The organism is Bradyrhizobium sp. 482_C4_N1_8 (assembly GCF_052075965.1).
GTDB lineage: Bacteria > Pseudomonadota > Alphaproteobacteria > Rhizobiales > Xanthobacteraceae > Bradyrhizobium > Bradyrhizobium barranii.
In genome coordinates this window covers 6,145,716-6,165,115 of sequence record NZ_CP197231.1, presented here as the reverse complement: position 1 = coordinate 6,165,115, position 19,400 = coordinate 6,145,716, and the positions used below count along the sequence as shown (strand labels likewise).

14 protein-coding genes are annotated in these 19,400 nt (G+C 61.4%); 1 reads left to right on the top strand and 13 read right to left on the bottom strand.

What is annotated here, in order from left to right:
• Positions 1 to 10: 10 nt before the first annotated feature.
• Complete coding sequence (locus AB7Z56_RS29635) at positions 11 to 2,434, bottom strand: hypothetical protein (RefSeq protein WP_063984331.1); 2,424 nt, start codon at positions 2,432 to 2,434, stop codon at positions 11 to 13.
• 213 nt (positions 2,435 to 2,647) lie between these two features.
• Between AB7Z56_RS29635 and AB7Z56_RS29630 the strand changes: the two genes are divergently transcribed.
• Entirely contained in the window at positions 2,648 to 3,184 is a 537-nt protein-coding gene (locus AB7Z56_RS29630) for a DsrE family protein (RefSeq protein ID WP_063984330.1), read from the top strand.
• 128 nt (positions 3,185 to 3,312) lie between these two features.
• Here AB7Z56_RS29630 and AB7Z56_RS29625 read toward each other — a convergent pair whose 3' ends face one another.
• The 12 genes from AB7Z56_RS29625 to AB7Z56_RS29570 form a co-directional block, all read right to left on the bottom strand.
• A complete protein-coding gene (locus tag AB7Z56_RS29625) occupies positions 3,313 to 6,045 on the bottom strand; it encodes an AMP-binding protein (RefSeq protein ID WP_441256694.1) in 2,733 nt (910 codons plus the stop codon).
• Between the two features lie 137 nt (positions 6,046 to 6,182).
• A complete protein-coding gene (locus AB7Z56_RS29620; protein WP_441256693.1) occupies positions 6,183 to 8,072 on the bottom strand; it encodes a hypothetical protein in 1,890 nt (629 codons plus the stop codon).
• 10 nt (positions 8,073 to 8,082) lie between these two features.
• Positions 8,083 to 10,071 (bottom strand): asparagine synthase (glutamine-hydrolyzing), encoded by a 1,989-nt coding sequence (gene asnB / locus AB7Z56_RS29615; protein WP_063984327.1) that lies wholly within the window; start codon positions 10,069 to 10,071, stop codon positions 8,083 to 8,085.
• A gap of 3 nt (positions 10,072 to 10,074) precedes the next feature.
• Positions 10,075 to 11,331 carry an O-antigen ligase family protein gene (locus AB7Z56_RS29610; RefSeq protein WP_063984326.1) on the bottom strand — a complete coding sequence of 419 codons (1,257 nt, stop codon included), beginning with the start codon at positions 11,329 to 11,331 and terminating at the stop codon, positions 10,075 to 10,077.
• The gene (locus AB7Z56_RS29605; RefSeq protein ID WP_063984325.1) at positions 11,328 to 12,515 is read right to left on the bottom strand and encodes a glycosyltransferase; all 1,188 of its coding nucleotides are present in this window, start codon (positions 12,513 to 12,515) and stop codon (positions 11,328 to 11,330) included. Before AB7Z56_RS29605 ends, AB7Z56_RS29610 begins: the two co-directional genes overlap by 4 nt.
• Before the next feature lie 275 nt (positions 12,516 to 12,790).
• On the bottom strand, positions 12,791 to 13,453 hold the full coding sequence (locus AB7Z56_RS29600; protein WP_144030703.1) for a helix-turn-helix transcriptional regulator: 663 nt from the start codon (positions 13,451 to 13,453) through the stop codon (positions 12,791 to 12,793).
• A gap of 289 nt (positions 13,454 to 13,742) precedes the next feature.
• The gene (locus AB7Z56_RS29595) at positions 13,743 to 15,014 is read right to left on the bottom strand and encodes a polysaccharide biosynthesis/export family protein (protein WP_063984324.1); all 1,272 of its coding nucleotides are present in this window, start codon (positions 15,012 to 15,014) and stop codon (positions 13,743 to 13,745) included.
• A 65-nt stretch (positions 15,015 to 15,079) separates the two neighbouring features.
• On the bottom strand, positions 15,080 to 16,120 hold the full coding sequence (locus AB7Z56_RS29590) for an NAD-dependent epimerase/dehydratase family protein (protein WP_063984323.1): 1,041 nt from the start codon (positions 16,118 to 16,120) through the stop codon (positions 15,080 to 15,082).
• Between the two features lie 12 nt (positions 16,121 to 16,132).
• Positions 16,133 to 16,870 carry a sugar transferase gene (locus AB7Z56_RS29585; protein WP_063984322.1) on the bottom strand — a complete coding sequence of 246 codons (738 nt, stop codon included), beginning with the start codon at positions 16,868 to 16,870 and terminating at the stop codon, positions 16,133 to 16,135.
• Entirely contained in the window at positions 16,867 to 18,033 is a 1,167-nt protein-coding gene (locus tag AB7Z56_RS29580; protein WP_354130107.1) for a DegT/DnrJ/EryC1/StrS family aminotransferase, read from the bottom strand. The genes AB7Z56_RS29585 and AB7Z56_RS29580 overlap by 4 nt, the downstream gene beginning before the upstream one ends.
• A gap of 18 nt (positions 18,034 to 18,051) precedes the next feature.
• Positions 18,052 to 18,768, bottom strand: coding sequence for a nucleotidyltransferase family protein (locus AB7Z56_RS29575; RefSeq protein WP_063986521.1), 717 nt, complete (start codon positions 18,766 to 18,768; stop codon positions 18,052 to 18,054).
• Between the two features lie 340 nt (positions 18,769 to 19,108).
• Positions 19,109 to 19,387, bottom strand: a complete 279-nt coding sequence (locus AB7Z56_RS29570) for an acyl carrier protein (RefSeq protein WP_014496395.1) — start codon at positions 19,385 to 19,387, stop codon at positions 19,109 to 19,111.
• Between the last annotated feature and the right edge of the window lie 13 nt (positions 19,388 to 19,400).

Genomic DNA, 19,400 nt, shown 5'->3' with positions numbered 1-19,400 from the left:
GCTCCAGCAGCTATTTGAGCCCCTTGATCCGTCCTTCTGCATCTCGAATGCCGCCGGCCTGGGCTCGTTCATACAGCTCGCGCGCCTTCGCGGAATCGCCGGCGACGCCGCGAGCGTCCCAAGATTGCAGTACGTGAGGATCGTAAGTTTCGGCCAGCATAAAGGCTGCTTGCGCGCTGCCATGTCCAAGCACGTATTCCAGCAAGCCGCGGGCACCGTTGATGTCGGACTGCCGCAACAATGCGCTGGCGCGCGCGAGCAGTCGCTCCTCGTTCGCAAGCGGGCGCGGTACTCCGCTCGCGGCGGCCTGTCGCTCCACCGAGGCCATGGCCTTGGAGTCGGCACCGGGCAGGGCAGCCCCCTTTGTGATCTGCGCGCTCGGTTGCGTCGGGGCGGAGGCAGATGGCGCGGGCGGAGGCGAAGCGGCGGGCCGGAGGCTGCTCTGGCTCGGTGCGCGGCCGGTGGGCTCACGCGATGGCGCCGCCACAACCGCGGAGGCATTCCATGCGGCCAGATGATCCCGGACGGATGCGAACGTTGGGAGCGTTGCCGCGCCGCTGCCCGGTTGTTCCTTTTCGCGCTTGGCTGCGGTCTTTGCGGCGGCCTCGGCGGTTCGTGCAGCCTCCGACGTTTCAGCCCGCGCCAGGTCGCGTTGATCCTTCAGCGACGCCGCCTCGCGCGCGAGAGCGTCCGCGCGACCGCGCTGCTGTTCGACCTCGCGTTTCAGTGCCAGTTTTTGCTCGGCGTCTGCAGCTCGGGCGGCAGCCAACTCGGAGCTCGCGGTTTGCGCTGTACGGAGTTCAGCCTGAAGGGGCTGCAGCTGGCGGTCCGCGCTTTCAGCTCGGTCGCGCTGCTTCTCGACCTCTCGTTTCAGTGCCAGTTTTTGCTCGGCGTCTGCAGCTCGGGCCGCAGCCAACTCAGAGCCCGCGGTTTTCGCTGTGCGGAGTTCAGTCTGAAGGGGCTGCAGCTGGCGGTCCGCGTTCTCAGCTCTGTCTCGCTGCTTCTCGACCTCTCGTTTCAGTGCCAGTTTTTGCTCGGCGTCTGCAGCTCGGGCCGCAGCCAACTCAGAGCTCGCGGTTTTCGCTGCGCGGAGTTCAGCCTGAAGGGGCTGCAGCTGGCGGTCCGCGTTCTCAGCTCTGTCCCGCTGCTTCTCGACCTCTCGTTTCAGTGCCAGTTTTTGCTCGGCGTCTGCAGCTCGGGCCGCACCCAACTCAGAGCTCGCGGTTTGCGCTGCACGGAGTTCAGCCTGAAGGGACTGCAGCTGACGGTCCGCGCTCTCAGCTCTGTCCCGCTGCTTCTCGAGCTCGCGTGTCAGCGCCAGCTTTTGATCGACATCTGCAGCGCCGCCCCTCGCGGTCTCGGAGGCCGCGTTCCGAAGGGGGCCGAGTTCGCTGATCAGGGCTTCTGTCTTGTCCTGCTCCTGCTTTAGTTCGCGCTCGAGAGCCTGCCTTTGTGCGGCCTCCGCCGCGGCAGACTTCGTGGCTTCGGATGCTGCGTTGCGCGAGGCCTCAAGCTCCGAGCGAAGCGAGGCAAGCTGGAGGGCAAAGCGTTTGGCCCCATTCCGTCGGTCGACCGGACGCTCCTGCTTCGGTTCGGGTTCGGGCGCCTGCATAGCCTTTGAAGCCGCAACCCTTGCGACGTCGAGCTCCGCCTTCAGGAAGGAGATCTCACGTGACAGATGATCGGTCTTTTCCCGCTCCTGTTCGAGCGCCTGCGTTTGCTGAATACCAATCTCCATGGCGCGGACAGTGTGCGTCTGGGTCTGCCGCGCCGCGTCGAGCTCCACTCGAGCCGCAGCCAATTCGCGCGCAAGCTTGTTCGCTCGTTGCCGCTCCTGATCCAGCAACAGGTTCTGGTTGAGCCGCTCCGTCTCGGAAGCTGCTTGAGCCGCATTTGACACCGGGGGCGGCGTAGACGTCATGTCCTGCGCAGGGGCATCGGCAGCCGCGCGGGGCTGCTCGGTCGCGGTCTTCGCTCCGCGCGGTCCGGTCGCGGCGGGCCTGCTTCCAGCGGGCTGTGTCGCGGCGGGTCGCGCCTCGTCCGCGCGTTGGACGAGCTTCAGCCTTTGTTTAATCCCATCGATCTGCTCTGGTCCGCGCGTACATCTGCACAGATCGAGCATCGCCGGTGTGATGTAGGAGGCACCCCGGTCGCCAACGTCCTGGGATTTGGCATCGGCAGTTCCTGTCAGAACCGGCAGAAAGCAGGTGATCAGAACCACCATGAGCCGGCCGGCTCTGTCGCATGCGCGCGAGCCGTCAGCGATGTCGAACAATCCGAGTTCGCGGAACGCAAATTGCCGGTGCCTGGGCCGGCGCGCAGCTTTGCTCAGCGCGACGGCTGTTCCTTTCGACAAGTCGAATCCGTGTACCCCCATTGCGACGCCCAACTGCTTGGTAGGGACCATGATGCTTGGTAGCTTGGTAGGGATCATGATGCTTGGTAGCGATCATGGCATGTCGTTTATGACGGCGCTTTCATCGACGCGATGTCGATGTCGCAGTTGCGGTAGCCAAAACGGAGTAGTGCGCCGACAATGGGAATTAAGTAGATCGGGCGGAGCTTTGGCCAAAGCTGCTTGCCCCCACGGTTGCGCTTAAATAGCTTGCGACGTGCACGCTTCGTCACACACGCAGGAAGCACAGTCATGAGCAGATCATTTGCCATTTTTGCCGGCGTGGCGGCTGTCGGACTGGTTCTCATTAGCGGCATCGAAACCCGCGGTTCTGCGCAAACCACCCTCTCCACCAAGAATCCCGGCACTGCCGCCAGGAACGCAAATGCCAAGATGGGTGTTGCGACACCTCGGAAGCAGCCGCCGCATCGACTTGTCATCCATGTCGACGTCAACGATCCGGCCGTCATGAATCTCGCTCTCAACAACGTCAGCAACGTCGTTCAGCACTACGGCGACCTCAGTCAAAAGGTCGAAGTCGAAGTCGTCGCTTACGGGCCAGGACTGCACATGCTGCGAGACGATACCTCGCCCGTGAAGGGGCGCATCAAAATGATGACCGAAACAACGCCCGAGCTTACGTTCTCGGCCTGCGGAAATACACGAGAGAACATGACCAAGAATGAGGGCAAAGAAGTGCCTCTCATCACGCAGGCGAAGGTCACCAAATCCGGGGTTGTTCGCCTGATGGAGCTTCAGGAGCAGGGCTGGAGCTACCTGCGGCCCTGATGATCGTACGCGGCACCCCCAAGCGCGAGACGGCGGGTTCGAGCCAGGTTTGAGCCGAACCCGCGTGATCTCCCCGTGCTGTCCTGTGGTGGGCAGGACCGACCCCTCAAAAAGCATTGTGTTGTGGATCAGGAGCAGGACGCCCCGATCGCGCGCTCGATGACGGGGCGATTGATCGAGAGGTGGGGCTCGACCACCAGATCAAGATGTCCCCCGGCGATCGGAATCACGTCCAGTTCTTCAAACAGGGAGTCCCATCCGAGGCGCGGCGTCACGCCAGGCCGATGGCAGGCAAAGACAGTTCCCTTGATGGCCAGACGAGGCTTGGCATCCTCGACCCAGCGTCCGAACGCGCGCATCCGGAGAATCTCCTCGAGCTCGAGCCTGAGCATGAAGCGCGTGTTTGCCAGGCGGGGCCATGTAATGGTGTCGATGAGCCTGCAGAATCGAGCCTCCTGGCCCAAGCGAGCGGCGAACTTCGCCACCGAGCGACAGAACATGCGGTAGATCGTCACTCGATGGGATCGAATCCGCTGTAGCGTGCGAGAGAGGGCTTCTCGGTGATTTGCTCTGCGAGGGCCGACATTGGTGTCGAGGATGCCCAGGAATTTGACGGCACGACCTTGTTCGATCAACCGGCTTGCGACTTCGAAGGCGACGCCGCCGCCCAGGGAATAGCCGATCATTCGGACGTCGCCGCGTGGTTGGGCTGCATTGATCTGCTCGACGGCCATCGCGGCCATCTCCTGCACGGAATCGCGTCCCGCGAGGCTCCAGCTCAGATCTGGATAGCGAATCGGAATCACCCGCGCCACCTTGCCGAGCTGAGCGCCAAATGCGGCCATGCTCGGGCCATAGCCCATGGAGCCGGGCAGTATGACAAGACCTGGGAGAATCTGGTCGTTGAGACGCTGCCGCACCGGTGGCTCCACCGTCGCGATAGCCCGGATCATGTCTTCGGCGCTCATATCGACCGTGAACGCTTCCATGCTGACTTCGCGGCCGATGAGGTCTTCGATATCCATGACGCAGCGCAGGAGCTTTAGGGAATCGCCGCCGGCCTCATCCCAGCGTCCGGCAGCTTCCGGCACGCCGAGGATACTGGTCCACACCTGCTGCACGATCCTGTTGGCCTCGGCCATTCCTTGCATCGTCGGCACAGGCGCGGGCGAGGTCGTTTTGCTCTCGAGATCGAGCAGTTTCAGCTTGGCGTGATCGATCTTACCTCCTGGAAGGCGCGGCATCTCCTGTATCTCGTGCAGCCTGGTCGGATGCAAAGCCGCAGGAACAGCCTGCCGGATGCTGTTGCGAACGTCGGTCCTGAAGTGCGCTTTTGGCGGATCGGCCGGCGATGCAAACAGGACCAGCTCGTTCGCGTCCGTCACGACGGCGACAGCGTCCTTCACATAGGTGAGCTTGCGCAACGCACTCTCGAGCTCGGCCGGCTCAACGCGCTGGCCATTGATCTTGAGCTGGCGTCCCTTCCGTCCAACGATCCGCATCAGTCCGTGCGTATCCACGATGACGAGGTCGCCGGTCTGATAGATGCGAGACTTTGGGTCATCCGGGGAGGGCGATGCCGGAGAAAGCCGTCCGTCTTCCCAGTATCCGAGCATGACGTACCTGCTCTTGATTACCAGTTCGCCGACTTCACCCTGCTGGGCGGGCTTCCCACTTTCGTCGACCACGGCGTACGATATGCCGGGAAGCAGGTAGCCAACAGGAACGCTGACGCCGTCCTCTCGCCATTGCTTGGGAAGAAACCACTGGGTGCCGGTGGTTTCCGTCGACAGATAGCTGACCTGGATGAAGCAACCCGGTGGTATCGCTCGCCGAACGAGCGCGATATCGGTCCACAGGACCTTCTCCCCGCCGATGCGGATCATGCGAAGCGAGTCGAGATCGCCTGGCCGGCTTGCGTTGATCAGTGCGCGCACCAGGGCTGGTACAACGTATGTAATCGTCACCTGTTGCGTGGTGATCTGGCGAAGAACGCCGCGCAATCCGAGCGCCTCGACGTCGACGATGTGCAGTCTTGCCCCCGTCAACAAAGCCGACAGCATCTCCCGGCAACCAGCGATCGTGGTGGGGCCGCTCAGAGGCATGAAGACGTCTGCTGCACCTATGTGGCAGGCGTCCACATATTGCTGGACGCGCTGGAGCAGGTTGCGTTGGCTGTTCACGACCCCCTTCGGAGCTCCGGTGCTGCCGGAGGTATAGAGCACTACGGCAGGCGCATCGACCGAAACCTTGGGGAGTGTTGAAGTTGCTGCGGAAGGGTCGCTGGCGCCGGCGACGTCGAGCCAGCGCAGGCCGTGCTGTTGGATCCACCCGGCGGAGCTGTCGCCGTCTTGCCCGATCAGCACGGAAATCCGGGCGGCCGCGGCGATAGCCGTGAGCCGCTGAACTGGATCGCGGGGATTGAGTGGGACAAGGACTCGTCCGGCCGCCATGCAGGCCAGCATAGCGATCGGCTGCCAGGCCGAGCTGCGCAATAGCCATCCGACGGCTTCCTGCTCCGGGATCAGCGCGCTGATCGCCTGGGCCAAGGTCAAGACGCGGGACAACAGCTGCGCGTACGTGAAGCTGTGATTGCCGTCGCTGATTGCGACCCTGTCGGCGAACTTCGCCGTCACCGCAATCAGGTGTTCGATGGCGGGAACGCAGGCAAAGCCGGCTTCCAGGGGATCGAATGATCGATCGACCGGACCGTTCAGATCGAGAGGGACTTCCACAGGGCTCAGCCAGCTCAGCGTCGCTGGAGCTTGCTGAACGGTCGAGGGCAGGTGCGCGTCAAGGGCGTCGCATGGATCGCCCGACGGATCGCCAGATATCTGAAGCCGCATCACCGTACCCGTCATTTTGCTGTCCCAACGTATTTAATCAGGCCTGGGCACGCATACTTCAAACGAAGGATGCCGGTTTCGCAGCCACCGTCTGGTCGATCGGCTGGCTGCCATATCGGAAGACCCGGGTGATTAACCCAAGCCGCCTGGGGTCATTGCCGTGGTCTCAGGCCAGATTCAGCGTGGTCGGAAACATTGATTACAGGTTCGATGCTTGTCCACCGTACCGCCGTTGTTTTGAAGCTGCGATAGTAATGCATCAAAGTCGATGTTGATGACGGCTCCAGATCCGAGGGCGCGAGCTCGGACGGTACTCCGTGCGTCAGGACACACCAGAGCTTGACACGAGAATCGAGATCCGACGTCCCGGCAAACCGGGTCAAAGTGCTTCGCACGACGTCGCGGCTCGTGCTTCCGGCGCGGACGGCAAGTAGAACGTGATCCGCCCAGGAGGCGAGGAGGCGCACTTCCGGCGCATCATCCAGCGATGGTGCGTTGATGACGACGAGATCGTAGGTGTTTCTGAAGTGCTCGAACAGCGAGGCGACTTTCGGACCCGCCAACGGCCCCAGGCGACTGCCCTCGGACAATCTTGACGATATGTAGTCGAGTCCAAGCTCCGGGATGTGCTGGACGGCCTTGGCGGCCGCTCCGTCGTGCGCCAACAGCTTGAACAGATCTGCAGCCTCGCCGCCGACGCGCCGGGGCAATTGAGAGAAATCCAGGAACAGAACGCGCTGTCCGAGTTGCGCCGCACAAAAGCCGAAACTCCAGGCGATCGCGCTCTTGCCTTCACCGTGCAAGCTGGATGTCACCAGGATGACATGCGGCGTCTGTGGCGAGACCGGATCGGCGGCCATGAGGGATACGACGGTCGAGCGAACGGCCCTGTTATGCGAGACAGCCGATTGCTCTACGAAGCGCTGCGGCGAGATGCTCAGCTCCGGCGGGATCGAGGGGATCAACCCGACGCACGGGATGTCCAATGCCTCTGCAGCTTCCGCCTCCGTGTGCAGACTTCGATCGAAGTACTTCAGGATGATCGCGACGAGGCATGCCAGGAGAGCGAAGATAATCGTGATCGGTGGAACAAGGAGGAACGGGTTCAACGAGCTCGGAAAGTCGGGTGGCGGGGCGTCCGCGATGACGGTCACGTCTGGCTCGGCGACCACGCCCTTCGTGGTGAGATCCTGTCGCTTTCGTATCAGTGTTTCATATTGCTGCGCCAGCGTGGTGATTTTCCACTCCAGCGCGGCGGCGGCCTGTGCGGCTGCCGGTGATGACGAGGTCTGACCTGAGTGACTGGCGTCCCATTCCGCCTTCGCCGTCGACAATTCGCGCTGAACATTCGCCGATTGTGCTGCGATGGCGTCCAGAGCCTGGAGCTCCACGGCCCGCTTCTGCCGGACTAGCTCGTCAGCGTAGGATCGGGCGACCAGGTTTGCGACGTCTGCGGCCCGTTGTGGATTGGGGTCGCTGGCAATTACGCTGATAACTCTGGACCGGCGCTCCTGGCTGACCTTCAGGCGCCCTTTCAATGCTGCCACCGCCACGCCGTCGCTCGGTTGGTCTTTCCGGAAGGAGAGGAACCCCTTTATCTTTGACAAGGCAGTGCGGAGCATCGAAGCCGTGCCGTTCTCGTTGGCCGGGTTGTCGAGCATCCTCAGTGCCGGCAGGAGCCGCCGCAGATACGCATCGGATGACATGACCGTTACGTGCGTATCGATCGTCGGGTCGTCCGAACCGCCAGTCGGCGTGGAATTGCCGGGTGCACCGGCATTGTCGGCCGCTCCGCCACTTCGAGCGCTCACGACAAGCTGTGCCGTTGCGAGATAGGTGGGTGACATGAAAATACTACCGAGCACTGCGAGCAGCGCGCCCGCGCCGATCATTTTGACGATGAAGAGCTTGTATCGCCTGATGCTCTCGAAGACATGCTTGAATGCTGCGATGGCGTCATCGGGAGGTGACTCGTCGCCTTTTGACCGGCCCTGGGACAGGACAGTCACCGGCAGAATCCGTTTATTTGTGAACGCTTCCATCGCCTGCTCCTTATTGCGCCGGTTCCATCACGCCTGCTGTTCGCGAAGGCCCGGAGGTAACTGCTGAGTCGAGCCAGGACTGCAGCATCAAGACAGCCCACAGCGGTCGTGAGAAATCGCGGCGACCGCTAAGATGTTGAAGCCAGCACTCCTGCACGCGGGAAACGTCCAGAAGATGCTGGTTGCGAAGGCGCGACTCCGAAAGGAGGTCCGACGCCCACGAACGAAGCGGTCCCTTCAGCCAGGAGCCGATCGGCACGTCAAAGCCCTGTTTCGGTCGCTCGAAGAGGTGGCGCGGCAGGTAACGGCCAAGGACCTGGCGCAGGAGCCATTTTCCCTGGCCATGACGCACCTTCGCCGAATTCGGCAGCGCCCAGCTGAACTCGACAACGCGATGATCCAGAAGCGGGCAGCGAGCCTCCAGGCTCGTGGCCATGCTCGCGCGATCAAGCTTCACGAGAATATCGCTCGGGAGATATCCAAGCATATCCCGAACGATAAAATCAGACAGCAGATCGTTGAGCGGCGGGATCGTGTCCGGCTCCGAGCCTGCCTGGGTCCGCGTCAACTGCAGTTCGGAGAGCCGCGTCGACCGACGGTACATCTCGCCGACGTCGTTGCTGCCGATAAGATCTGCCAGGCGGTTGATCCGGTCGCCGTGTGTCATCCTCTGCAACCAACCTGGAAGACGAAGTGTTTCGACGACGCTTTCGCGCATGCCGCGCCCGAGCAGCGCCACACCGCTCGCGGCCATGGTCCGGATCGATCGGTTGGAGTTCAGCAGAGGCGCTAAACGGGCGGAAAGTACGTGCCTGGAATACCCTCCGAAGCACTCGTCACCTCCGTCGCCCGAAAGCGCAACGGTGACGTCCTGCCGTGCAAGTCGAGATAGAAGCAGTGTCGGGATCTGCGATTCATCGGCAAACGGCTCGTCCCAGATGGTTGGAAGTTCGGGGATGACCGCTCTGGCGTCCGCGGAGGTGAGACGTAGCTCGGTATGGCTGGTGCCGAGGTGCCGCGCCACGGCCGCAGCGTTAGCCGTTTCATCAAAGGCGCGCTCACCGAATCCGATCGTGAAGGTCCGTACCGGGCGCGCCGATTGGGCCTGCATCAGGGCCACGACGGTCGAACTGTCTATTCCGCCCGACAGGAACAGCCCGACCGGAACGTCGGCAACCATTCGGTCGGCGACCGCGGCCTTGAGCAGATCGCAAGCCTGGGAGACGAGTTGCTGGTCATCTGCAGTGGCGAGCGCTGCGCGGCCCGTGTGCGCGACATCGGCCAACGACCACCAGGAGCGCGCGCGTTCTTGTAGAGCTGCGGCATCCCGGCAGACCAAGAGGTCCTCGGCACGGATCGATAGGGCGCCCCCGGGTGGAATCTTGAAGACGCCTCGCCATATGCACTGGTCTTCCGGCAACCATCCGCGCGATAGAAACTCCGCAACCGCGCCCGGGTCGATCTCCTGGTGAAAGTCGGGGAATGCCGCGATGGCCTTCAACTCCGACGCGAACACGACCGCATTTGACGTCCGCGCGACGTAGAGCGGCTTTTTCCCCATTCGATCGCGGGCCAGGTGCAGCGTGCGGTTCCGGCGATCCCACAGGCCGATTGCGAACATACCATTGCAGCGCTGGAGAGCCTTCTCCAGGCCCCATTTCTCGATCAGGGCCAGCAAGACCTCCGTATCACTATTGCCGGTGAAGCGCTTGCCTGCGCCCTCGAGCTCTTGCCGCAATGGCTTGTAGTTGTAGATCTCGCCGTTGAACGTAATGACGAAGCGGCCGTCGCTCGAAAGCATTGGCTGCCGGCCCGCATCGGAGAGATCGATGATGGACAGCCTGCGATGCCCGAACGCAACGCCGGCGTCACGATCGCTCCAGAACCCGTCCGCATCAGGACCGCGGTGGCGCAGGCGAGCCGTCATCGGCCCGATCGCCGCCAGGTCGGCGGATCGAGAAGCATGCGGCGTCTGAAGTATTCCTGTAATTCCACACATTGCTTAACTTCCAACTCGCGCTTGCGCCAATGAGCGCCGATCCGAGCCCAGGATGAGGCCCAGCGTGACGGCAAACCACACGGTCGGGTGCCGCAGAATGAAATGGCTGATGCTGAAGACGGCGAGTGCAAAGATCAGGACAGCCAAGGCGTCGAGCCGTGCGCGAAGCAGGAGCGCAAACGTGCCGACAAGCAGGCTGACAATGGCGATCACGCCAGGCAGTCCACCTTGGGTGAACACGTCCAGGAGGGTGCTGTGAGCTTCCACCGGGAGTGCTACGCCCTTGTCCGTGATTCCGCTTGGCTTCTCCAGATGCGGCCCGGGCCCAAGGCCAAGCGACCCGGACTCCAGTCCGGCATGCAAGGCGTCTTGCCAAAGACTTAGCCGCAGATTGGCGGTTGCCTTCGTTGCCTCACCGCCACGATCCTTCATCATGCCGGCGGCCAGCCCCTCGACATCATTCGCCGTTGCCATCCCGTAGGGGAGCAGTGAGAGCGAAAGGGGAATTATGGCGACAACGACGATCGCTGCAGCTGCGAAACGCAAACTCCATCGATGTTCGGGGGATGTCAGCCAGCTTCGCAAGCGCAGCGCAATGAGCAGCGGTATCGACAGCGACATCGAGATAAGAAAGGTATCGCTCTTCGTCAGCCGGCCGACGACGAATGTTACGATGCAGCTAAACACTGCGACGAACCGGCCAAACCGCTTGGCCGTCAGAGCCATGTGAAGCGAGAGTGGTGTCAAAACCGCACAGTAGATTGCAAGCTGGTTTGGATTCTCCGACCACCCGCGGAACCGGTCCCAATACCATGGATCGACCGACGAGATGCTGAGGTAGCCCCAGCCCAATGCAAGTTGCACCGCCACGGCGACGATCCAGAATCCGATCAGGAACCACAGCGATTGGCGTAGGGTATCCTCGGGTCTCAACGTTGCAGCCACCAGGCACGTGAGGGCCGCCACGAGGAGATATGCGAAGATGTCGTGCACGACGAGCTCTGGGTCGACGATCTCCGGGCGCAGCAATGCAAGGAAGCCCCCGAAACTCTGAATCAAGACAAAGCAGCCCCAGAATACAACGAGCCAGAGCAGAGCTTGGGGGTTGTAAATTCTTGAACCCACCAAGAGATGCAGGGATGCGAGACCGAGCCAGAGGACGAGGCAGGCTTCCCCGATGCCCAGGGGGAAGCTGGGAAGACGCAGCTGCGAGGCTGTCCCAAGCACGAGGCCAAGCGCAAGAAGGGCACTGCCGATCATTGTATTTCACTGCTGCTGTGCGCCGCCGGCCGCCAGCCACTGGAATAGCTGCGGGGAAGCAGCTGCGTGTAAAGCTCGGCATAGCGATCGGCGACGACGTTGAGGTCGAACTCCTTGCGCACCACGTTGATCGAGCGTTGACCCATCGTCTTTGCACGCGCGGAATCCTGAAGAAGGTCGAGAATTGAGGCCGCGAGCGCGCGCGGGTCGCGCGGCGCTACAAGTTTACCGTTCCAGTCCTCGCGGACCACGTCATCGCACCCCGGCATGCGGGAGGCGACGATTGGTACGCCAGCCAATCCGGCTTCCAAAAGAACACGGGGAATGCCTTCGCGATATTCAGTCGGAAAGGCAAAGAGGTCGGCGATTCCCAGAAGCGCGGGAATATCCGATCTGGCGCCGGTCGCAATCACATATGGTGCGTGCGCCTCGATCAGCTCCTGACCTACGGCGAATGGACCCTCGCTTTCGCGCGGACCGACGAGCAGAAAGCGGACATTCGGGCGGACCTCATGCACGAGCTTTGCCGCTTCGAGGAGCGTTGTGATTCCTTTTTGGACAGTTAATCGGCTTACTGTCAGGACAATCTCGGCATCGCCGAGCCCGAGTTCGGCGCGCAGCGCGGCAGGCGAGGCCGTTCGCGCTTGCGCCGCTTCGAAAGCGCCGACATCGATCCCCGAGCTTCCGATGATAACAGATGAGCTCTTTCCAAGCAGGCGGTGTCGTTTAAAGAAGCTGCTGTCGGCCTTGTTCTGGAAAACCGTCGCCGCGGTCCAGCAAGCAGCCAGGCGTTGCATCGCCAGATAGACGGGGCGGAAGGCCAAGGCTCTCAGTTCTGTCGATGAGAATACCCATCCCATTCCGTTGATCGTGCGCACAACCGGTACGGAGCCGCGAAGCGCCAGCGGCGCAAACAGATTGGGCTTGGTATCAAACGTCTGGATCACGTCGGGCCGAGCGCTCTTCACGAGCCGCGTCAGTTGACCCATGGCCGCGCGATCGGCAAAGCCGACGCCAAATCTGTCGAACTGATATTGATGATACGGGATTCCGGTCTTCGCGAATGCAGATGCTGCACCAGTGCCGGCCGCGCTCACGCGCAGGCCGCGGTTCTGCAGAGCCGCCAGGAACGGGATACGCAAAGCGTGATCCTCGCCTCCTACGCAAAGCAAGTGCAGCGCCATGTTGGTTCCTTCTAGCCCTTTGAGCAATCCCGCCAAGATGTTAATCTTTGCGGAGGCCCCCGGTTTTCCCGGCGAAAGTTTGACAGGATCAGGTTAGGACGTGGCCGCGGCCTGTCTTCATTCATTCGCATGACAGCGGAAGTGAGCGGTTGGCGGACGTGCTCGAACAGGGCTGAAAAGACGACGCGGCGCGAGTGCATGTTTGCTGAACGCGCCGCGAAGCACGTCGATCTCCGACCAGTCGAGACAACGCGACACCGTATTCCGCGTCCACGCTAGGGCAGGACGGCGAGGCGGCCCAGTAACGCGATCAGGTCTGCTTGCCGGCGTGTCTGTGTTTTGACAAACAGGGAAGCCAACTGGGAGCGTACTGTCGTTCGACTCAATCGTCGCGAACGAGCAATGTCGATCAGGTTGTTGCCTCGCGCCAACTCGAGAGCAAGCTGGGTTTCGGCAGCGGTGAATCCAAACAATCGCTGCAGCGTCCGCGGCGAAGGCTCCGGATGCGCGTCGAGATCCAGCAGGATCAATGCGATGGTCTCGTCGGACCACGCATTCGCGACCTGGTTGATCAGCGCGGTAAATCCTTCCTTGGTGGATGTTGCCAACCAGGAAGTCGAGCCTGCCGGAAACTGTGCGCCGGCGCGGTGGACCAGTTGCTTGACGGCGCCATAGAGCGTTTCGTGGCTCGCATCCACGCGCGCTTCGCGTTCCAATATTGCACGGCCGGCCGGACTGAGCTCGATAACCTTGCCGCGTCTGAGCAAGACCTGTCCGCAGCCGATCCGCGCGAGCACCCCGCGCAAGCCGTCCTGCTTGGGGTTCTGGGCGTCAGAGTGAGCAGATGAAACGGGACTGGAAATATTGAATATCGATTCAGAAGAATGACGCTGTAGAGCAATGGTAGACCTTGGCAATGCTTGGCTTAAGTTCAACATTTTATTCCCCCGGCCGCGCTGACCCGATGGAGTGAACGTGCCACAAAGATTCCCAACTTCTGCCACGCCTGGCAACGTTGAATGGGGGGTAACCCCGCGGCCGTCGGAGGGGGTGAAAGTTGCCGATCTTCCGGGCATCGACCCGGTTGTGATCAACGAAGAGGTAGCAACGCGGGTTGAAGGGGTAGCAAGGCGGGTTTAAGCCTCGCGGGAGCAGCCATGGGGGTATGCGGAAGCTACTCCTGAAGGAGCGCCCTGCTTACTCTTAAGGGAGTACCTCTGTTCGTGCTCAGTTCGAGAAGGCCGGCGCAGGGCGCAATGTGACTTCGATCACATCGCCGGGCTCCACGTCGAAGTCGACGGATGCGGTTATCCTGTCCCACTGCTGACCGAGCCGCCGCACGACGATCACGTCGGGATTGAGCTCACCTGAATTGACGGGGATGGCACCCGAGCCGCCGATGGGCTGCAGTTTCTGGCTGAGCGCCTGCATTCTCACGCGCAAGTCCGCCAATCGAACGTTCGAGTCTTTCTGCTCCCTGAGCAGATTGATCGTGCGCTGGCTGGTCACACGTCCCGCTTGCCGCAGGAAGTCCTCACGCTGGCGCTGGAGCCGCATGAGTTCGACGCTCGTCTGCAGGCGTCGGGTCGACGACAGCAACAGGGCACGCCGGCTTTCGCTGACACGAGGACTTGCAAGCAATCCGGAGCCGAACGCCTTCATGACCCGTTCGAGCTCCTCTTCGTCGGCCTGCACGCCCTTCTCTTCACCTTCCTGTTGCTTCTTGAGCGTAGCGAACTGCGCGTCCGTCTGCTTTACGGCGTCGTCCAGGAAGCGTTGTTCCGTGCGGTAGTCGCTTTGTGAGGTCTTCAGGGAGTCCTTCTCGGCTTGAACGACCGAACCGATCACACCCGCGGGCAGCGAAATGTCGCTTGGAGGTGTGGCGTCGAACGTGTCGCGGCCATCAAGCTCCGCGCCGGTTCGGACGATATGGAAGTATTCCTTGGTGTATTCGGTGGCGAGAGACTGGTAGTCCCGCACAAGATCCGCAGGGTCGGTGGCGCCGGGCTGCATGCCACGCGACCGCAACAGGCTGAAGCCGCCGGCCACTGCCACGGCCTGGCGCACGGTCATTGAAGCCCGATACGTCTGCTGTCCGGGCGTGAGCACATCGCCGGAAACATAGACCGGCCGATATTCCACGACGCTTGCTATGACGTCGCCGGGCTTGACCACGAATGCCTGGTCGCGACCGTCGGTCAGGCGTTGACGCAGTATCCGTGCCTGCAGCAGCGTCTCGATGCGGTTCTGCATCTGCGCCGGGGTCAGGCCGGCAACTTCAACCGTCCCCCCTCCCGGAAGCGGGATGGTGCCGTCGATCTGGATCTGCGTGCGGTTGCGTTGATCGGGGAGGCCACCGATCGAAATCTCGATGGTATCACCCGGTCCCAGCTTGTATGGCGCGGCAAGGGATAGCCCGCTTGTCGCGAAAAACAGAACTGCCGCGCATGAGCCCAGAAGGAGGGTGGAAGAGGGTCTGCCTTGCTTCTTGCACTTCATGGACGAACTCCCGATGCAACCGAGCCTTCGCCGCTCGCGATTTAGGGACACCGATATCGGATCCTTCAGCCGGCTCTCTTCAAATCCGGGATGAGGGCGGTCGGAAGGAAGATCTCGTAGTTTCCGAAGAAGTGCCTCTGCTCCTCGACGTGGTCGAACAGGCCCTGGCTCAAGGCAGCGAGGATTTCGCTGATCCCTTGCTGAACGCTGATCTCGGGCGTGAAATTCAATACCCGACGGATCTTGTCGAAATTCACGCGGTAATTCCGGGGATCGGCGCCGCGCTCCTGATAGGTCACCTTCGATCGCGGAATGTGCCGCATGATCTCCTCAACGACCATCAGCTTGGTGAAGTTGTTTTCCTCGCAGCCCACATTGAAGACTTCGAAGGCGACCTTGCTGGTGGGCGCGCGGAGCACTTCCTCGATCGCGCGGGCAAAATCACGAACATGGCAGTAAGGACGCCAGGTGTTGGGATCGAATACCAGCAGTTCTTTTCCCAGGTGCAGTTCACGCACAAATTCGTTCACCGTGAGATCGAAGCGCATTCGCGAGGAAAGACCAAAGGCCGTCGCAAAGCGGAGAACCGTTGGATGGAATCCAGCCTTTCCCTTGAGACCCAGGATCTTCTGCTCCATCTCCACCTTGTGCTTGGCGTAAAGGGAGAGTGGTGCGAGCGGGTAATTCTCGTCGACGGCCGTGTCTACTTCCACTAGCCCATAGTTCGAGCAGGTGGACACGAAGATCAGCCGATCGACCGGATGGTGTTGCATCGCGTCGATGAAGGACGCGACGCCATTGCGATTGATGGCGTGACTTTCATCGGGGTACTTGCTCGTGATCGGATCGCCGACGAGCCCGGCGAGGATAACGACGTCATCCACACCCTTCAATGCTTGATTGGCGAAACGGGGATCGCGAATATCGCCTTGCATGAACTCGTATTGCGGAACGCTCAGATAAGGCCAGGCACAGCTCTCGTTCTTGTAGATGAGCTGATCCAGGCAACGGACGTGCCAACCCTTTCTCAGAAGATGGCCCGTGATCACTGAGCCCACGTAACCAGCACCACCTACCAGAAGCACAGTTCGCTTTTCAGTCGCCATTTGATCACCCGTCTACTTTTGAAATAAGTTCGCACCGACAGATCCGCCAGTTGGCGCTATGCCGCTCTGGCTCTCCGGTCGGGGTCTTCGCATGCGGTTGAGAAGCGGCTCCCCCACGGCGATCCAGCCGGCCTGAACGATCCACCGGAGATCGGACGTGACGGTTCGATTGGAATAATATGCCAGGTCGATCTTCGCCTTGGCGGGAAACAGAACCTCCCGATAGAAATCCGCCACATTGCCGTCCGGCGGGAACAGCTCATTTTCATGCCGGAAGAGAACCTGGCACGGCCCGACGAGGCCTGGCCGGTGTTCCAGGATCTTTTCGAATCCGTTCCTGAAACAGTCGGCAAATACGAGGGTCTCGGGTCGCGGGCCGACGAAAGACATGTCACCCCGCAGGATGTTCCAGAGCTGCGGTAGCTCATCTAGCTTGAATGCAGCCAGCAGCCCGCCGATCGTCGTCATGCGGTTGTCGTTCACCATCGTGAGCGGACTTCCGCGATCGTCGCAATCGGCTCTGAACTTCCGGAACTTGTACATGCGGAACGGCGCCCCGTTCAGCCCGAGACGGAGTTGCGAATACAGTATCGGTCGCCCGCCTTCGATCCAGACTGCAAGCGCAATGACCAACAGGATCGGCAGCGAGACGAATATGGCCGTCCCGGCACCGAGGACATCGATGACGCGCCGCAAACGCACGGCCGGAGCTGCCGGCCCAGCGCATCCCGCATTGACCGTTTCGCTCATGCCTGTTCGACCTCCGCGGGACAGGTTGCCCGAAGTCCATCCGCGAGGCTGTCTGCCACGTGATCGACGTCGGCGGGAGTCATCGCGGGATGGAGCGGCAAGGTGAGCTCACGTCCGCAAAAATCCTCAGTGTTGGGGAGGCTGATGCCCGGATACTGGTCCTGGTAGAACGTCAACCGATGCACCGGCGGATAGTGAATGGTCGTCTGAACGCCGCGCTTGCTGAGCTGCTCGATCAGGGGCTGCCGCGCGCTTGCCGCGGGGAGAAGAACCGGCATGAGATGGTGGGCCGATACCCACGACGCGTTGAATGGCACCAGGACCGAAGGGCAACGCTCGGCGAGCCGCCGCCGATAGTGCAGCGACAGATGCCGCCTGGCGTCGTTCCAACCTGCCAATTTACGCAGCTGCACCAGGCCGACCGCGGCGCGCAACTCGTCCATGCGGTAGTTGAATCCAAGAAGCGTCACGTCGTATTCGGGGCTGCGGCTGACGAGGCGCTGGCGCGTGTTGGTGGTCATGCCATGCGACCTGGCGCGCTTGATCATGTCGTTCAAGATCCGGTGACGCGTTATGATTGCGCCGCCTTCAGCAGTCGTCATGTTCTTGTTGCCGTAGAAGGAAAATGCGGCTGCATCGCCAAACGTGCCGACCCCCTTGACGCCGGGCGCATGCGCGGCGTCCTCGATCAGGAGCAGACCCTTGCTGCGAGCGAAGGCCTGCCACTCGTCTCGATCAGCGAGGTAGCCCCCAAAATGCATGAGGATCACCGCTTTCGTCCGCGAAGTGCACTTGCGGAGCGCATCGGCCGCGGACATCAGGGGAACTGCCCCGGATTGGACATCGACGAACACGGGCCGTGCTCCGACGTAGAGCACGGCATTGGCCGTGGCAACGAACGTGAGAGATGGAACGAGGACTTCATCGCCGGGGCCGACGCCGAGCGCATGCAGGATGAGGTGAAGTGCGGCCGTGCATGATCCGACTGCAATCGAGTCTTCGGCGCCATGCATGCGTGCAAACGTCTGCTCGAACTCCCGTACGCGATCCCCCATGGTGATCCAGCCGCTGTCGATCGCGGCAACAAGAGCTTCCTTTTCGTCAATTCCCAGGGCCGGTTCTGATACCAACAGCATGTGTTCCTCTTCCCGTTCATTCCCCATGCGAAGGGTGACGCTGCGTCACGCAGCCGCAGTTGCGAATGCAGTCGATTGCTCGTCCCACGCAATGTCCTGGGCTTTCAGGAAGTCCTCGACCCGGCCAATGTCGAGCCACAGGCCAGTGTGCTTGAAGACGTTGACGCGGGCTTCTTCCTCGAGCATCTGGAACATCAGGTCGTCGAATCCGAAGGGGACGCCCGACGGAATGCGCTCGAGGACGACCGGATTCATGCAGTAGATTCCCATGCTGACGAGGTTCGTCAGCTCCGGCTTCTCGCGAAATCCGGTCACGCGTCCATCGATTTCATCAATCACACCGAAGTCCATCTTCGTGCTCCGAACGGACGTTCCGATGGTGATGTTGGCGTCGGATTTTCGGTGATTGTGGATCAGCTGGTTCAGGTTCAGGTCTGTCAGGACGTCACCGTTGAGGACCAGGAACGGCTCGTTGAGCTGTTCTCGCAGCAATGACAGCGGGCCGATCGTGCCGAGCGGCTCGAGCTCCTGCGTATACGTGATCTGCATGTTCCACTGGCTGCCGTCACCACAGACGCTGCGGATCAGATGGCCCAGATAACCGGTGGTGACGAAGACCTCTCCGATCCCGTTCCGTCTCAACCATTTGAGAACGAGTTCGAGGACGGGACGGGCGCCGATTGGCATGAGGGGTTTTGGCAAAATGGACGTATGTGGACGAAGTCGAGTTCCTCTGCCGCCGCACTGAACTACCGCTTTCATCTGAACCTCCATGTACTCAAAAAAATACGCTTAAAAAAAACGAGATATGCTTCTCAAGGAAAAAGGTAGGAGCAAACCATGCCTGCGTCTTCGTTCGTTTGCATGAGAGCGTTGGAATCGGACGGCGGAGGAATGCCGGCGGGTTGTCCACGCAGTCGTGCAGCCGAGGCGTACCTCTCCGGAAGACACGGGATTCGCCTTGACCAAGGGCCTCATGCGGAAGGGTTCGCGAAGGGCGAAAAAACGCCGCACTCGGCGGCCGGGTGAAGCCCCGGGGCGCCAAGCCGCGATCGAGTCACAGGACAGCTCGTTTCCTCCGCTTGCCGAACGCGCCGGTCGGTCAGGTATCGGCGGCCAAGTTAACCTTGCTGGCGATGTAACGTGCCATGCCCCGAATTGAATCGAGATTCTCGGGCAGGATCTCATTGTCGTCGACGGCGATGCCGAAGGTCGTCTCGATGAACCCGACCACCTCGAGCACTCCGGTCGAATCGATGATCCCCTGGTCGAGCAGGGAAGCGTCGTCGTTCAGCGCCGCGATGTCGCTGATGTAGAAATTCGATGTCAGAAAAGCGCGGATTTGCTCCTTGCAGCGGTCGGGTGCCAAGACCAGTGTCATTGCGTTGGTGCTC

Coding starts and splice junctions, on each gene's coding strand:
- AB7Z56_RS29630 (WP_063984330.1), top strand. CDS start 2,648: ATGAGCAGATCATTTGCCATTTTTGCCGGCGTGGCGGCTGTCGGACTG.
- asnB (WP_063984327.1), bottom strand. CDS start 10,071: ATGTGTGGAATTACAGGAATACTTCAGACGCCGCATGCTTCTCGATCC.
- AB7Z56_RS29635 (WP_063984331.1), bottom strand. CDS start 2,434: ATGATCCCTACCAAGCTACCAAGCATCATGGTCCCTACCAAGCAGTTG.
- AB7Z56_RS29590 (WP_063984323.1), bottom strand. CDS start 16,120: ATGGCGACTGAAAAGCGAACTGTGCTTCTGGTAGGTGGTGCTGGTTAC.
- AB7Z56_RS29625 (WP_441256694.1), bottom strand. CDS start 6,045: ATGACGGGTACGGTGATGCGGCTTCAGATATCTGGCGATCCGTCGGGC.
- AB7Z56_RS29575 (WP_063986521.1), bottom strand. CDS start 18,768: ATGAAAGCGGTAGTTCAGTGCGGCGGCAGAGGAACTCGACTTCGTCCA.
- AB7Z56_RS29570 (WP_014496395.1), bottom strand. CDS start 19,387: ATGACACTGGTCTTGGCACCCGACCGCTGCAAGGAGCAAATCCGCGCT.
- AB7Z56_RS29595 (WP_063984324.1), bottom strand. CDS start 15,014: ATGAAGTGCAAGAAGCAAGGCAGACCCTCTTCCACCCTCCTTCTGGGC.
- AB7Z56_RS29620 (WP_441256693.1), bottom strand. CDS start 8,072: ATGGAAGCGTTCACAAATAAACGGATTCTGCCGGTGACTGTCCTGTCC.
- AB7Z56_RS29585 (WP_063984322.1), bottom strand. CDS start 16,870: ATGAGCGAAACGGTCAATGCGGGATGCGCTGGGCCGGCAGCTCCGGCC.
- AB7Z56_RS29610 (WP_063984326.1), bottom strand. CDS start 11,331: ATGATCGGCAGTGCCCTTCTTGCGCTTGGCCTCGTGCTTGGGACAGCC.
- AB7Z56_RS29605 (WP_063984325.1), bottom strand. CDS start 12,515: ATGGCGCTGCACTTGCTTTGCGTAGGAGGCGAGGATCACGCTTTGCGT.
- AB7Z56_RS29580 (WP_354130107.1), bottom strand. CDS start 18,033: ATGGGGAATGAACGGGAAGAGGAACACATGCTGTTGGTATCAGAACCG.
- AB7Z56_RS29600 (WP_144030703.1), bottom strand. CDS start 13,453: ATGTTGAACTTAAGCCAAGCATTGCCAAGGTCTACCATTGCTCTACAG.